The sequence below is a fragment of the Verrucomicrobiota bacterium genome, assembly GCA_027622555.1.
Classification (GTDB): domain Bacteria; phylum Verrucomicrobiota; class Verrucomicrobiia; order Opitutales; family UBA2995; genus UBA2995.
On record JAQBYJ010000028.1, the window covers coordinates 1 to 15,623 of the forward strand.

11 protein-coding genes are annotated in these 15,623 nt (G+C 45.5%); 4 read left to right on the forward strand and 7 right to left on the reverse strand.

Translation table 11 applies throughout. From position 1 onward, the window contains the following. The 3 genes from O3C43_09410 to O3C43_09420 form a co-directional block, all read right to left on the reverse strand. On the reverse strand, window positions 1-319 hold a 319-nt coding region (locus tag O3C43_09410; protein MDA1066706.1), incomplete at its 3' end, for a hypothetical protein. Between the two features lie 28 nt (window positions 320-347). Beyond that, window positions 348-1,061 (reverse strand): acylneuraminate cytidylyltransferase family protein, encoded by a 714-nt coding sequence (locus tag O3C43_09415; GenBank protein ID MDA1066707.1) that lies wholly within the window; start codon window positions 1,059-1,061, stop codon window positions 348-350. A gap of 36 nt (window positions 1,062-1,097) precedes the next feature. After that, window positions 1,098-1,868: an aldolase/citrate lyase family protein gene (locus O3C43_09420; protein MDA1066708.1), complete on the reverse strand. Its 771-nt coding sequence runs from the start codon at window positions 1,866-1,868 to the stop codon at window positions 1,098-1,100. A 1,496-nt stretch (window positions 1,869-3,364) separates the two neighbouring features. Between O3C43_09420 and O3C43_09425 the strand changes: the two genes are divergently transcribed. Further along, entirely contained in the window at window positions 3,365-4,153 is a 789-nt protein-coding gene (locus tag O3C43_09425) for a glycosyltransferase family 2 protein (protein ID MDA1066709.1), read from the forward strand. Between the two features lie 38 nt (window positions 4,154-4,191). Here the strand turns inward: O3C43_09425 and O3C43_09430 are convergent, their stop codons facing one another. The 4 genes from O3C43_09430 to cysC form a co-directional block, all read right to left on the reverse strand. Continuing rightward, entirely contained in the window at window positions 4,192-5,184 is a 993-nt protein-coding gene (locus O3C43_09430) for a transposase (protein MDA1066710.1), read from the reverse strand. Between the two features lie 210 nt (window positions 5,185-5,394). Then, window positions 5,395-6,666: a GTP-binding protein gene (locus tag O3C43_09435; GenBank protein MDA1066711.1), complete on the reverse strand. Its 1,272-nt coding sequence runs from the start codon at window positions 6,664-6,666 to the stop codon at window positions 5,395-5,397. 8 nt (window positions 6,667-6,674) lie between these two features. Next, complete coding sequence (cysD, locus tag O3C43_09440) at window positions 6,675-7,577, reverse strand: sulfate adenylyltransferase subunit CysD (protein ID MDA1066712.1); 903 nt, start codon at window positions 7,575-7,577, stop codon at window positions 6,675-6,677. A 19-nt stretch (window positions 7,578-7,596) separates the two neighbouring features. Continuing rightward, window positions 7,597-8,211, reverse strand: coding sequence for an adenylyl-sulfate kinase (gene cysC / locus O3C43_09445; protein MDA1066713.1), 615 nt, complete (start codon window positions 8,209-8,211; stop codon window positions 7,597-7,599). Between the two features lie 130 nt (window positions 8,212-8,341). Here cysC and O3C43_09450 point away from each other — a divergent pair, with 130 nt between their 5' ends. The 3 genes from O3C43_09450 to O3C43_09460 are packed head-to-tail and all read left to right on the forward strand — an operon-like array spanning window position 8,342 to window position 15,623. Beyond that, on the forward strand, window positions 8,342-10,204 hold the full coding sequence (locus tag O3C43_09450) for a glycosyltransferase family 4 protein (protein MDA1066714.1): 1,863 nt from the start codon (window positions 8,342-8,344) through the stop codon (window positions 10,202-10,204). 51 nt (window positions 10,205-10,255) lie between these two features. Continuing rightward, window positions 10,256-12,460, forward strand: coding sequence for a glycosyltransferase family 2 protein (locus O3C43_09455; GenBank protein MDA1066715.1), 2,205 nt, complete (start codon window positions 10,256-10,258; stop codon window positions 12,458-12,460). Then, window positions 12,453-15,623 (forward strand): glycosyltransferase family 2 protein, encoded by a 3,171-nt coding sequence (locus O3C43_09460; protein MDA1066716.1) that lies wholly within the window; start codon window positions 12,453-12,455, stop codon window positions 15,621-15,623. The genes O3C43_09455 and O3C43_09460 overlap by 8 nt, the downstream gene beginning before the upstream one ends.

Here is a 15,623-nt window from a genome sequence, read left to right on the forward strand (position 1 = left end):
AAGTTTCCGGCAATTCGAGTGATTGTCGGTCGATATCCGGCGCAATATCAGGTGTTACCCTGTGATCAACCGCGCAATAAAAAGACGGCCTCCAAGAAATTCGATCATAAAGCAAATGACACTTGTTTACGCCCCACACGTACTCTCCCTCCAATTTTTCCAATGGCGTCTTGTTAAGACTTGGACCATTGCCCATTACGAAGCATCGACTGCCCTTGAAGGCATTCTGCAGATTCTTGAACTTCTCCGTATTTCTTTCTTCGGATTGACTGCTGCCAGCGCCTTTTTTTAACCCCAGAAAACGGCTCAGGATGTCCATCAGAAAAAGTAAATGCGGTTTTCTTAAACTAAGAAACCGGCGGGTATGCGGTTTGCACCAGCATTTCCGCCAAGGCGATTATCTCAGCAATCCTCCACTGGGTGGCATTATCGATATCCACCGACTCCAGCGTGGGAGTAGGAAACAAGACAGGCTGTTTACCAATTCTGGCCTTGGTTGAGTTAAACGAGTCTTTTGTGAAAATGTAGAGGTTGGAATTTTCCTCATACCACGGTTCCAGTTCTTGAGTTGGGAGGAGGTTATCAGGGTCATGGTTTACCGCCGATCCATCTTTCCGGTAAAACCTTGTCTGAAACTCGTTAACGGTAAACAAACTATCCTTGCCTTCTTCCGCGACACCTAACTGAAAAGCTTGAATGGCTGATCTAATAGTTCCTGAACTTAATAGCGGATTTGTTGTATGGGTCATAACAAAAGTCTCTGCATCGACCGCTTGAAGATCGTCCTCAATTACAAGGTTCATGCTGATATGTCCGCCACAAATTTCAGGTGGACGATCTCTGATCAGCACTTTATCCGAATCTGTTAAGCCGTTCTCAGCAAGGATATCTCGGGCATCCGTATTGATAACAATCTTGTCTATCTCTTCTACTGTAAGAAGCGTATCAAGGATCCATCTAAATAATGGCTTACCCGCGAAATTCCTGAAATTCTTGCCTTTAACACGCTCACTGTGAGCTTTCATAGGTAAAAGGGCTACGGTCTTGTAGGTTTCGGACATAATAAAGGTCAGATTTTTTTTCTAAAGTCTAGCTGATTAGAAAGAAGCGCGAATTTTTGAGAGAGCACTTTTACAGGACTCAAGGATCATGGTAATATCCAAGCTGTACGCCATAAGCTTATACCCCTCTTGATTCTGTTCAATGAACAAGTCGGCATCAGGTGGAACGACGTGAATCCCAGGGGCAATCCCTTTCGCCTTGCAAGCATTCAGGACACGCGTTCTGGCAGCAATATAGTCGGGATGATCGAACTGGGCAGTAAGCCCCATCGAAGCGGAGAGATCATACGGGCCAACAAAAACCGCATCGATTCCTTCAACTTCAAGAATATCGTCGATGCAATCTACGGCGTCGATATGTTCAATCTGAACGGCAACAAAAATATCTTCGTTTGCAGTCACCACATTGGTCGCCAAATTCATTCCATATTGATTCGCCCTGCAAAATCCGACTCCCCGATCACCCATAGGAGGATATTTGGTAGCTCTTATAAGTAACTCAGCGTCCGAACGATTCATAACCAGAGGCGCAATAATACCTTGGGCACCAGCATCCAAATAACGTTTAACAAACGAAAAATCGACTCCATGCAGTCTGATTACATTGGCGCAATTTGGATTCCCCGAATGCATCGCCTGAAACATTTGCTGAATTTGTGGTAGATCAACTGCGGAGTGTTCAGCATCGATGCATAAAAAGTCGAATCCCGTTGTTGCCATAAGCTCGGCAATTGCAGGACTCCCCGAGTTGATCCAACTTCCAATTAGGGTTTCCCCAGCTTTTAAGCGTTTTCTGACTGATTGCATATAGGATTATTGGTGAAGTAACTACCCATGAAGAAGCAGGGAAAGAAATCAAGAGATTAAGTCCATTGGGATGTAGAAACGGCAGAAATGCCGTAAAGACCTTGTCCATTGGAATTTGCAATTGATATTCAAAATTGGGCCTGGTAAATCCGATGACTCATTCCTGCTTCTCAGAAAAAGTGCCTGAACCAATACAACTTTTATCCATCGTCATTCCCTCCAGAGATGAGTAGGGACGTATCTAAGAGAGGCTCGAAAATCTCCTTGAAGTTCTGAGGTAAGCAGGAGTACCCATTTGGATTGTGGTCGGGAGTTCTCCAACGAAAAAGTTCTACCTTTGCTTAACTTCTTGCATTCTATTCCATATTTCAAAAAAAAGAATGCAGTAGTTTTCAAGATGGATCTATCCAGAATTGTTTGTGCTCGATCGTATTTTTAAGAATTCGATCTATTTGGTGCGAGCTGAACTGGTTCTTCCATTCGTAACAATAAGATTTATCTATGCTCCCGCCGTGTACGCTATATGACTTCCGGTTGTTAGTAAATCCATCGACGTAAGACCTTTTAAAATCCAAACCAAGGTAATTGAAGACAATATCGCCCCAATAGTGTGGCGCTTCACAGAAATCTTCAAACCGTACAACAAGAATTCTTTCCTTGTATTTTCTAAGGGCTAGTTCGAGTGAATTCGCGTAATCGTTGTATCGGTTACAGAATTCATCAATTCCCAAGTCCCCTGGTAGAATATCCTGATGTTTACATCTGGACCAAAAGAGCCCTCTCGGATCTCTTGAAACAATAATACTCGGGGAAGAACATCGTGCTAAGACCTGGTCCAAGTGTCGCATGTAAGCAGGACATTTGTAAAAGAGCTTAACGTCTTCCGGGTAAGCTCTCAATTGATGAAGCAGATTACAGGATTCATTAAAGCTTTTAGTTGAGCAGACTTTGATTGCTTGGGCCTGATCACTATTACACCATGTTCTTTTGAAGATATCCCAATAAATGCCTGAATTGATAAAGTTAATAGGACTGTCCCACATCAACATTCCACACTCAAAGCCTCCATTGATTAATGGATGGTTTTTTAAGATTTCTATAAATAGAGTCGTTCCACCTCGTTCATGTCCTCCAATTATGCACTGTAGTCTGTCCACTATCGGTAATCGTTTTCTTTGATTCTTAATTTGGATAGTACAGATTGTGATTCAAGTCCAGAAATGTTCCTGAATTATAAGGTTCTGAATCATGAGGTTCAATTCGAACCTGCGAGAGGCCGTCATGGTTTCAATAATGATTTCCCGGACACCTCCAAGTCCTAATCGGGGAATTCTTAAAAATCTGAGCACCATCTAAATCAAGCTTTCAGCGGCTTACAAATGATATCATGCGCAATGAGTTTCCAGGGTATAATATTTTTTAAGGAAATCGGCACTCCAACTTCTGGACTTTGACAGGAAGATTCTTTCTTCTAACTAACTTTGCCAAAACGTTATATGCCCGAATCAATCAAACTCCTTTCAATAATTATCCCAGCCAAGGATGAGGTAGGGTGCATCAAGGAGACCCTGCAAAATCTTTTTGCCGCACTGCGACCTAAGGGAATTGCTTTCGAGATTGTAGTGGTGGATGACCATAGCTCGGACAATACCTGGAAGATTCTGACAGAAATGCAGGAAGGACATTCGGAAATTCGGGGAGTGAAGAATACCGGCGACCCTGGATTCGGGAATGCTATTCAGTTTGGACTCTCGAAAATGTCCGGAGATGCCGTTGTGATTTTTATGGCCGACCAATCAGACGATCCGGCAGACGTCGTTCGCTACTGGCACAAACTTAATGAAGGCCATGACTGTGTTTTCGGCAGTCGGTTTGTAGAAGGAGGAGAGATCAAGGACTATCCTACTTTCAAATTTCTACTGAATCGGTTCGCAAACAAGTTCATTCAAATGATGTTTGGTATTCGTCTGAACGATACCACCAATGCTTTCAAGGCCTACAGAAAAGAGGTCATCGATGGATGCCAACCACTGCTGTCTCCGCATTTTAATCTGACAGTTGAACTGCCTCTGAAGGCAATCATACGTGGTTACTCCTGGACCGTAATTCCGATCACCTGGCAAAATCGAAAGAGTGGATCCGCAAAGTTTAAAATCAAGGAGATGGGCAGCCGCTATATCTTCATCATCCTATACGCTTGGCTAGAAAAATTCTTTGCCCGAGGGGACTACCACCGGTCCAAAAATCCTCAAAAAAGGGGTCATACCTTGGATCTCGACAAATAAACCTCCACTTGCTTCCACTCCGATCCTCAAAAAAGGGGTCATACCTTGGATCTCGACAAATAAACCTCCACTTGCTTCCACTCCGGACTTTCTCCACGGGAAAATCTACCGACAAACTGGCTGACACTCGCGGGATGCCCCATCTTTAACCGTGCGGCGAGCCAGCCATTGCTCGCTGACGTACGTCTTTTCATGAGCGTCGCCAATATCACTTTTTGTGGGTCCGACTTCAGGGTGCCAAGCTGGTTTAAAGAGATTCCAAAGTCTTTCGCAAACTGTTCCAGTCGATCTTCCCATATAGATTCGGCCAAGTCTCTCAAGTCAGCTTTGCCCACTTTATTCAACTTGGCTCTGTCCAGAAATGATTCCTTGTCTTTCAGGCTTTTCAACTGCTCTTTGCGAAACGTCTGACTACCACGGCACCAACCTTTGCTCAACTTCTCAAACTCAAGCTCCCGTTGACGCGGTTCATTTTCTGCCAGGGCTTCCAGGTATTGATAATACTTTTTCCAGGCATAGCCGCTGTCTTTCAGTCCTCCCAGAGAAATTAAAGCTTCGTCGGGCAGCAGATTGACTGGGCGCATTCGTCTATTCGGCAATAAATGTAAACTGCTCCAGCGATAACTCCCTATCTCTCCCTTCTTTTCAAGGCCCGCACGCCTTGCATTGAGGTGAATGTAAGAAACCACGTTATTGAGCACACCGGGTTCGATGAGAATCGACTTATAGCGACCCTGGAACGGTCTGCCTACGCGCTTGAGGAAAAGATTGTTTCTCATCACCCAGGTCCCCTGAAGCCATTTCATTCCCAAACTGAGATTTGGTTCCATCAGTTCCAGAGCCAGATGGAAGTGATTGCTCATGATCACATACGCGCTCAGCTTCCAGCCGTACTTATCAATGGCCTCAAAAAGTGCCTTCTCAAAAGACTCAGCAGCTCCAGGCTCAGTAAAAATATTCTGACGGAAGTTACCGCGGTTGATTACGTGATAACAGGCTCCCTCATACTCTACTCGTGCTTTTCTCGCCATGCAGAAAGGAGAAAACCAAATCAACGAATTTTGTCAAGATCCAAGGTGTGTCCCCTTATTCTCCCCCTCGAATTTTGTCAAGATCCAAGGTGTGTCCCCTTATTCTCCTTCCCCTTATTCTCCCTTCTCCGCGCCCTTATTCTCCGCGCTCCCAAACAAAACGACTCGGATCGCAGGTGAAGGGACGAAAGCCTCGGTTAACCCGACTGACTAAATAATCATTCCCGCAGCGACGGTGGCATTGGTATTTATGTCAACCAGTATGAAACTTCCAGTCGTTCGGTTATTTTTATAACTGTCGTAGAACAGTGGTGCTGAAACCCTCAGACTGATACGACCCACTTCGTTCAATTTGAACTCAGGATCGCCCTCCAACTTATGCAAGGTGTTAACATTCACTTTGTAGCGGGATTCGCGAACGATGGCCTTTACTTCCTTAGTGGTATGTTTCATTAAAAACCGACTTCCTGGACGCAAGGTCTCGTTATCTGAGAACCAACAAATCATGGCTTCGATATCCTGGCCCACGTTAGGTTTATTGTTGGGCTTAACAATCATATCCCCTCGACTGATGTCGATGTTATCATAAAGAAGCATCGAAACCGATTGAGGAGCAAAGGCTTCACTTTGTTCTCCATCCATTGAATGGATAGATTTTATCCGACTATTGAATCCAGAAGGCAAAACCGTGACTTCATCACCTGGCTTGAAAACACCACTGGCAATACGCCCGGCATAACCCCTGAAATCGTGATGTTCGGCTGATTGAGGCCGTATGACCCATTGGACCGGAAATCGAGCATCCACGTGATTTTGAGCATCTCCGATGTAAACCGTTTCCAGCGTTTCCAATAGTGGCGATCCCCCGTACCAGGGCATATTCTTAGAACGATCGACGACATTGTCTCCAAGTAAAGCACTTATAGGAATAAACCGGACATCGGCTAAATCCAAACGGGATGCAAATTTTCTAAAATCGGACTCAACTTTGCGGTATGCCGCTTCATCCCAATCCACGAGATCCATTTTATTTACACACACTACTATGTGCTGGATCTGTAAAAGCGTGGCAATAAAGGCATGTCGGCACGTTTGCTCGATCACTCCATTTCGCGCATCGACAAGAAGGATGGCCAAATTTGCGGTCGAGGCACCCGTTACCATATTTCGCGTGTACTGAATATGACCAGGTGTATCAGCTATAATGAATTTGCGGCGCGGAGTAGCATAGTAGCGGTAAGCGACATCGATCGTGATGCCTTGCTCTCGCTCCGCTTTCAAACCGTCTGTTAATAGGGCAAGGTTAACATTTTCATCGCCCTTCTTTTTAGAGGAGACTTCGACAGCATCCCACTGGTCTTCAAAGATCGATTTACTGTCGTACAACAATCGCCCGATCAGCGTACTCTTACCATCGTCGACGCTACCCGCCGTGGTAAAGCGCAGTAGGTCCATATTCGTGTCTTGTATGTCTGATTCCATGGGAAAAATTAAAAGTATCCTTCTTTCTTTCGGTCCTCCATCGCAGTTTCCGAACGTTTATCGTCGGCTCGCGCACCCCGCTCTGTCACACGGGCTGCAGCTACCTCTACCACAATGTCCTCAACAGAATTGGCGGGAGATTCCACGGCGCCGGTATTGGTCATATCACCCACCGTTCTGAAACGCACAACTCGCTCCTCCACCGGTTCACTATCCGACGGGGTTACAAATTCGGACTTGGCCAGTAAAACGCCCTGCCGGTTAAAGACTTCCCGCTTGTGAGAAAAGTAAATAGGCGGAAGGTCAATCTGCTCCCAAAGGATATACTGCCAAACATCCAGCTCCGTCCAGTTGCTCAAGGGAAATATCCGAAAATTCTCACCAAAGTGCTTCTTCCCGTTAAACAAGTTCCATAACTCAGGACGCTGATTTTTCGGATCCCATTGACCAAACTCGTCTCTATGTGAAAAGAAACGCTCTTTGGCCCGGGCCTTCTCTTCGTCCCGACGGGCGCCTCCCAAACACGCATCAAAGTTGAATTCTTCGATTGCATCCAAGAGCGTAACTATCTGAAGCCGATTGCGACTGGCGTTGACTCCCTTTTCTTCTGTCACCTTGCCTTGGTCAATGGAATCCTGAACCAATCTCACGATAAGCCGTTCCCCGAGCTTTTCCAAGAGCTCATCGCGGAACTTTATAGTCTCCGGAAAGTTATGCCCCGTATCAACGTGGAGCAACGGAAACGGAAGTTTGGCCGGGTGAAACGCCTTCAAGGCCAGGTGCAGCATCACGATCGAGTCCTTGCCGCCAGAGAAGAGCAACACAGGATTCTCAAACTGAGCCGCGACTTCTCGCATGATGAAAATCGCTTCGGATTCCAGTTGTTTGATATGACTTAGTCGGTAGTCCATGGTTATAACCAATGTGGCATTATTCGGAAAATTGGATTAGCGGGAGGATGTTTTGCAGCAGCGCAGCTGAACAGTCTTCAACACCGGACAGCTCTGTGTTAACAGTGATAACTTTGTCCGATACAGGAGCTTCAAATGCCGAGTCTTTTCCCGTAAATTGCTTTAACTCACCGGATTTCGCTTTCGCATAAAGCCCTTTTACATCCCGCTCCGCACACGTTTCATACGACGCTTCCACAAAAATTTCGGTGAAGTCCTTCTCTCCGATAACGGCCTTCGCTCGTTCCCGCAGTTCGATTTTGGGCGTTATGAAAGAAACCAGCGTAATGACACCGGACTGCGCAAACAACTTTGCCACCTCAGAAATCCGGCGAATATTTTCTGAACGATCCTCATCCGAGAATCCGAGATTGCTGTTCAGACCTGTGCGCACATTGTCACCATCCAAAACCTGCACAAAAAAACCCTCGGCAAACAATTGCTTTTCAAGAGCATAGGCCAATGTACTCTTACCGGAGCCAGACAGGCCGTAAAACCAGAACACATGGCCACGTTGGTTCAAATGAGTCTCTTTAAGGTTCCGGGGGAGTAACCCTGAAAAATCCGGATGTATTTCTTTAGTCTCTTCAGTCATTAATTTAAAATGAGAAAATTGGTAGCGCCTACAAATTAATCCAGACATAAATTCACATCTTTAAATTGATGACCAGACCGTAATCACCAAATTTGCCTTATGTCTCCTAGATCCTACCCAGCTTGCTAGTATGAATATTCTCTTTGTGCACTATGGTACCTTCGCCGCAAACAGCATGAATCATATTGGCCCATTTGCTGCGGAACTTAAAAAGCTGGGACACGAAGTCGCCATAACTTTACCCGAACTGGATCCCACTTTCTTCTTTTTCCCTCACCAGGAAGTTCCCGTATTTTCGTACGAGGACATGCTCGGAAATCCAAAGCGGTTTAATGGGACTGGTCCGGATATCGTCCATGTCTGGACGCCTAGAGAGATTGTTCGGCAATTTTTCGAAAAACTTAATCAGACCATTGAGACACGGTGCATCATCCATCTGGAAGATAACGAAGAAGCCATTCGAAGCGATTCTCCGTTAAATAAAGAAGAAGTCCTAAGTAGAACAGATCCCCTGCATGGACCGTGGTTCATAGGACTAGCCGACGCATTTACGGTAATAACCGAAAGTCTTTCCAGAACATTACCTGAGGCGAAACCGATTCACATTCTGGAACCTGGTTTCGATTTACGTGCTGCAAAGAAAAACCAGGAACCAAAATTCCATAAAAATACATTCGGGATACCAGAAGCATTCAAAATAATCACCTACCCTGGAGGCGCATCTGGCCACAACAAGGAGGATCTCTGCGATCTCTACACTGCTATTCATCTTCTCAATGAACACGGGACTCCCACGATTCTCATGAAAACCGGTTTCCCTGATGGGGAGACACGAAAGTCCATCCCGGCAGGTGCCAACCAATGGATTAGAGATGTTGGATACTTACCGCGAGATCAAGTATGGCGTCTGATCGAATTGGCAGATGTCGTAGTGCAACCCGGCCGCATTAATGAGTACAATGCATATCGTCTTCCATCCAAGCTTCCAGATTTTCTCTGCCTCGGTCGACCTCTGGTGACGACCCGAACGAACCTGGGAGAAAGGTTAATCCACGGGAAACAGGCTTTGCTGCTCGAAGAATCCAACCCGAAAGAAATTGCAGCCCGCTGCCAGGAATTGTTTTCAAACGCCGAATTGGCCAAGACGATTGCCAAAGCAGGTCAGATAGCCGGGCAGGAATGGTTCGATTTATCAAAAAACACGTCTCAGCTGGCAAAATTCTATGAGGAGATAATTGCACTACCCCAAAACACGCTTTCACGGTCCTCCGGGAATCAGGTTGAGAATGCGGTTAAAGCACTGGAAATAGAATTATCTACGATTAAGAAACCGAGTAAAGAAGCTGAACAAATCGGAGACTACTTAATAAACGTTCGTTCAGCACAGAACAATGTGGAGGGAACCAAGAGGCGGGTGCCTCAGACTCTGTTGGAAATGCAGGTCTACTATCCACAGGAACCTGAAAAGCTGGAACTGGGATCACTTCGTTTTTGGTATAGTGGACAGAAGAGACATATCTGGCTTATTCCGTTTTCTCCCCCGCAACCCATGGAATGGCTTCGACTTGACCCTGGGCAATACCCCGGCACCTACTTTATAAAATCCTGGTCATTGCTGGACGCTAATCAGGCTCCCGTTTTTGAATGGAATCCTCATGAAGCATCTCAGGTTACCTGCCAGGCAAATGGCGTGAGCCTAGGAGCCAAAACGGAAGATGGACAAGAATTCTGGAGCTTGACCCATGATCCTCAGTTGCTGTTTGCTCCACTACCAGAAATAGAAACCGGGCAAATCCAATGGTTAAAGGTTGAGATATTGGCGACTGAAATTGAATCTCCTCTCTCGAATCAACTCACCCTGAAAAGAAGACCTAAAACGCTGGAAGATAAAGCCGTGAGTAGCCTTAACGAGAAGATAGATTACCTATTGGAAACATTGGCACAACGAAGGTCTCCATTACTTCGTTTCATTCACCGTCTCAAAAAAAGATAAAGAGTTGATCAATTTGTTCAATCTGCTCTCAATGCAGAGTTTCTGATTTTGATGCCGCTCCTTAAAAGGTTATCCCGAGTATTTAGCGAGTTCGTGCCGATTATTAACTATCGGCACGACATTATCGAGACTCCGACTGGAGTGCGCTGCGTTATCGATGGACCCCGATGGTTGCGACCGAAGCAGCGCGAGTTCCTATTAAGGGGTTGGTGCTATCATAAAACCAAAACAATCGAAGCAGTCAGGCTCATCAGCAAATATGGTACCCAAATTGCGCGGTTTGGCATTGAGCGGCACGACCTGCTGGAAGCGTTTAATACCAAAAATGAGCGTGTTCTTTACTCAGGTTTTGAAGTACCAATGAAAGTCGGTCGTGGCTCCACTAATTTTAAACTGGAAACGAAATTCAAAGGAGGCGACTGGGAACCTCTTATCTCCGAATACCTTGTGCGCCCGCGACTTAAGGCATTCGATCCGGAAAACTCTGTCAGGGGAAAACATCCCTATACCCAGTGGGTAAAGAAATATGACACGCTGAGTCTCGAAGATCGCAACGCCATTTGTGCCCACATCAAAACCTTTGCCCGCAAACCAGAGATCTCTATAGTAGTTCCGACCTACAACACCTCAGTAAAGCTTCTGGACACCATGGTGAATAGTGTCCGAAGGCAGCTTTACGAACACTGGGAACTCTGTATTGCCGACGATAACTCGACGGACAAACGTACTCTTAAACGGCTGAAATACTGGACAGAGAAAGACTCACGAATCAATGTAAGCTTCCGAAATGAAAATGGCCACATTTCAGCCTGTTCAAATACGGCCATCGAAATGGCGAAAGGTGAATTCACTGCCCTACTCGATCATGATGACGAATTGCCAATACATGCTTTATATTACGTAGCTCTTGAAATAATCAACCATCCCGAGGCCCATATTATTTATTCGGATGAGGATAAAATAACACCCGACGGATACCGACTTGATCCTTATTTTAAACCGGATTTTGGCATAGACCTTTTATGTTCCCACAACTTTGTATCTCATCTTGGAGTCTACCGAACAGAACTGCTGCGAAAGGTAGGAGGTTTCAGAGAAGATTTTGTAGGATCACAGGATTGGGACCTGGTCCTAAGATGCCTCGACCATATTTCAGCGGATAACATCCGGCATATTCCACGAGTTCTGTACCATTGGCGGCTTTCAAATGATTCAACGAGTGCCAGCGTTGGTAATAAAGATTACGCTGTAACTTCCGGACATCGGGCTCTTCAAGAATATTTGGATAAGCACGAGCCGAACGGGAAGGTAGAAAAAGGACCAACGACTGGCTCTTTCAGGATACGCTATATTACTCCCAACGACCCGTTAGTCTCTATTATTATACTCTCAAAAAATAATGCAAAGCTACTTCAAAAGTGTGTAGATTCCATTATAGAGAAAACGCGTTACTCCAATTACGAACTTATTATCGTAGATAACGGCAGCGACGAAGAAGATGCGCTAAGCTTCCTTGGATCACTAAATAAAAAAGACCGGGTCAGCGTATTAAATAACCCGGTACCTTTCAATTTTTCGAAACTGAATAATTGGGCCAGTGAAAAAGCCGAGGGCGAGGTCCTTTTATTTTTAAACAATGACATGGAGGTCGTGGAGGAAGATTGGCTGGCAGAACTAGTTAGCCATGCTATCCGAAACAATGTGGGTCCCGTTGGAACAAAGCTGCTCTATCCAGACGATTACATTCAACATGCAGGGATGATTATGGGTGTTGCCGGGATTGCGGGACACGCCTTCAAGTTTTTACATCGACAAAACCCCGGGCATATTGGAAGGGCTGGAATTATCCAAAATTACTCAGCCGTAACTGCAGCTTGCATGGCGATTCGAAAATCCGTTTTCCGGGAGCTGGGTGGATTCGATGGCGAAAATTTTGGCACAGCTTACAACGATGCCGACTTATGTTTAAGGGCGTGGCAAAAAGGTTACCGTACCGTATACACCCCCTATGCGATGCTCTACCATCACGAATCTGCTTCTCGTGGACTGGAAAACAATACAGAAAAAAAAGAACGTTGGCAAAAAGAGGCAGACGCCTTTAAAAAACAGTGGGCAGAAACAATCGGAAATGACCCCTTCTATAACCCAGCTTTTTCACTTAACACTGAGGATTTCGGATTAGCGAAACCACCGCGCTACAAGCGGCCATGGGATCAGTTTTTGGAAAAATCAAATAAAGCTCAGAGGGATGATTAAGGCTCTGGCTAATCTTTACTACCGCCTTCCCTGGACGCCAAGGATAGAGGCCGAAATCATCGAGGTTAACCATTGGCTTCAACTAAAGCGTGTTAATTTGGTGATCGCATTTGTTCTTCCAAAGGGCGGTTCACCAGCGGTTTACATCAATCGCACCAACTTGGCGTATAATCAAATACCGGACCGTGTCTCCCCTTTTACTCCAACAGACAAAGAGGAAACAATAGTCATTGAAACCACCTTTGAGCCGGAAGAAGACACTTCAATATCCCTGATGGTAAAGCCATCGCAAGAAGACTACTTCTTGCTCGCATTGAGTAAGCTTACTCGAGAGTTGAAGCCCACCTCCATCCATTTGCCAATCCTTTATAAACTGGATGGACGATTTCCACACGAAGCTCTGAAAACAGAGATTGTTTACGGTTGGTGTTTTGCTCTTGATCCTCTGAAGGTTAGTAGAATTCAGGCTCGGTTGGATGAAGTTCAACTCAGTGTCGAATTTCCACTCGAAAGGGAAGACATAGCTGACAATTTCGTTGATCAGCCAGACTCGAAAATGTGCGGATTTGAGTGTGAGCTGCCGCCGAACAAATCGGATGGCACTCTTACGATAGAATGCCAACTTGACTCCGATACCTGGATCGAAGTGTGCCAAAAGAATCTTGCATCCATAGAGAAAAAGAAACTCAAAACCATCGACAATGATCCCTCCCCTGCTGTTCAGCCAAAGACGCAGAGTCTCTACAACGTTGAGACCATTTTTGTAGAACAACAAAAAAAGCTTAAGACCAAATTGTCTGGTTGGATATTTTTAAAAGACGGACCTCCCATCTCCGAGGTAAGGATGCTTTTCAGAAACCAGGAACTTAACCTGCGCTACGGGTTACAGCGGGAAGATGTTCATCAGGAATTCCCGGGACACTCAAACGCGTTGAATTCGGGTTTCGAACTAAAACTGGACGATCTGCCGGGAAATCCCAACCTGGTTTTCCAATTTAAAACCGCGGATAGCGATTGGATTGAATTCGATCAGCGCAAACCAGCTCAAATTCCGTTCACCTACTACACCGATAAAAAAATTGCTGAAAGTAAAAGTGGAGTCCGGTCAAATGTAGAGAGCGCTCAAATCGGCCGACGCTATGGACACCAATTCATGTTTGTTGGTTGGTGCTTCAGAACCGACGGAGAAGCAATCGAGGAAATTCGAATTCGTACGGGCAAACAAACCTTTCCAGGGAAAACCGGCTTAAAACGAAAAGACGTATTTGCGGAAAACGGGGATAACCACCCGAACAGCTTGAGATCAGGATTTGAGATTCCTTTAGATAACATCCCTCGGTCAGCGAAGTTAAGATTCGAATACAAAAACTCAAAAGGTAAATGGACCCTGTTTGCACTGGAGGACTTTTCTCGATTTCCGGTTTCACATTTTGCATCTCAGTCCGAGGAAAAGCGCGACTACAATAAGTGGCTCGAAAAACATAAGGATCAACTATCCATTCCCGAAGAAAAGGCTGCTCTCCTGCTCGACTCATTAAAGCAACAACCACTAATTTCTGTTATCATGCCGGTGTACAACACTCCGGGAAATTACCTTAAAAAGGCCATCCAGTCTGTTATAGATCAATACTACCCACGGTGGGAATTGTGCATCGCGGATGACGCCTCCCCCGATGAAGGCGTCTGGAAGATGCTTGAAGCTTTTTCCACCCAAGATGAGCGAATAAAAATAGTTAGACGCAAAGAAAACGGCCACATTTGCCATGCTTCGAATTCTGCTCTGGAATTGGCGACCGGTCAATGGTGCGCATTCCTTGATCATGACGATGCTTATCCCAAGGATGCATTACTTCGAGCTGTCCAGTATATCAACAAGCAACCAGACGCTGGATTGTTCTTTTCCGATGAGGACAAACTTGACGAAAAAGATAAACGTTTTGACCCCTACTTTAAACCCGAGTGGAACCCTGAACTCCTGGAGGGCCAGAACTACCTCTGTCATTTAACCATCACAAGAACTGATCTTGTTAAACGTGTTGGTGGTTTTCAACCTGGCCTTGAGGGTAGTCAGGACTGGGATTTATTTTTAAAGATCACAGAGACTCTTAAAACCGATCAAGTGGTCCACATCCCCTATCTACTCTACCATTGGCGAGCCATCGAGGGATCCACGGCGCTTGCCCTGGAAGAAAAAGGCTATATCCGGGAGTCCTCATTAAAAACCCTTCAGGGGCACTGTGAACGATCCAGACCCAATGTTGAAATTATCCCCATCGCACATGGACATTGGCGCCTGAAATACCAAGTACCACAACCGGTTCCTTTGGTTTCTATTATAATACCAACCAAGGATCAGGCCGGGGTACTTCGAAGCTGTATCGGGAGCCTTCGAAATAGAACCACTTACACTAATTACGAAATAGTGGTCGTAGACAACCAGTCTGTAGAAGATGAAACCAAGCAATTGTTCGAGGATATCAAAGCTAAAGGAATTCGGATTCTTGAATACTCCAAACCGTTCAACTTTTCGGCGATCAATAATTTTGCCGCTTCCCAGGTCGCAGGTGAATACCTCGCTTTCCTAAATAATGACGTGACGGTGATCAATGGAGAATGGCTGGAAGAAATGGTAAGCCATGCATCCAAGAAAACGGTGGGTGCCGTAGGAGCAAAACTCTACTTTCCGGAAGACTGCATTCAACACGCAGGTGTAATTCTCGGGATCAATGGCATCGCCGGCCACTGTTTTAAATACGCAGTTCGAGGCGAACCTGGACAGCGAAATCGTTTAAATCTGGTCCAACAATTTTCAGCCGTTACCGCAGCCTGTTTGGTTGTGAAGAAATCCATCTTCGATGAGGTCGAAGGGTTTGAGGAAGATAATCTCGGAGTTGCTTTTAACGACATCGATCTTTGTCTGCGAATTAGAGAAGCCGGTTATGTAAATATTTGGACGCCTCACGCTCAGCTTTACCACCACGAGTCTGTCTCTCGAGGGGATGACAACGATCAATCACGAAAAACACGAGTGGATAGTGAGATTGATTATATGCGCAAGCGATGGGGAGACCAGTTACGTTTCGATCCTACCTACAACCCAAATCTAACTTTGGAATTTGAAGATTTTTCATTAGCCTGGCCTCCACGATTACCTAAAGAATAA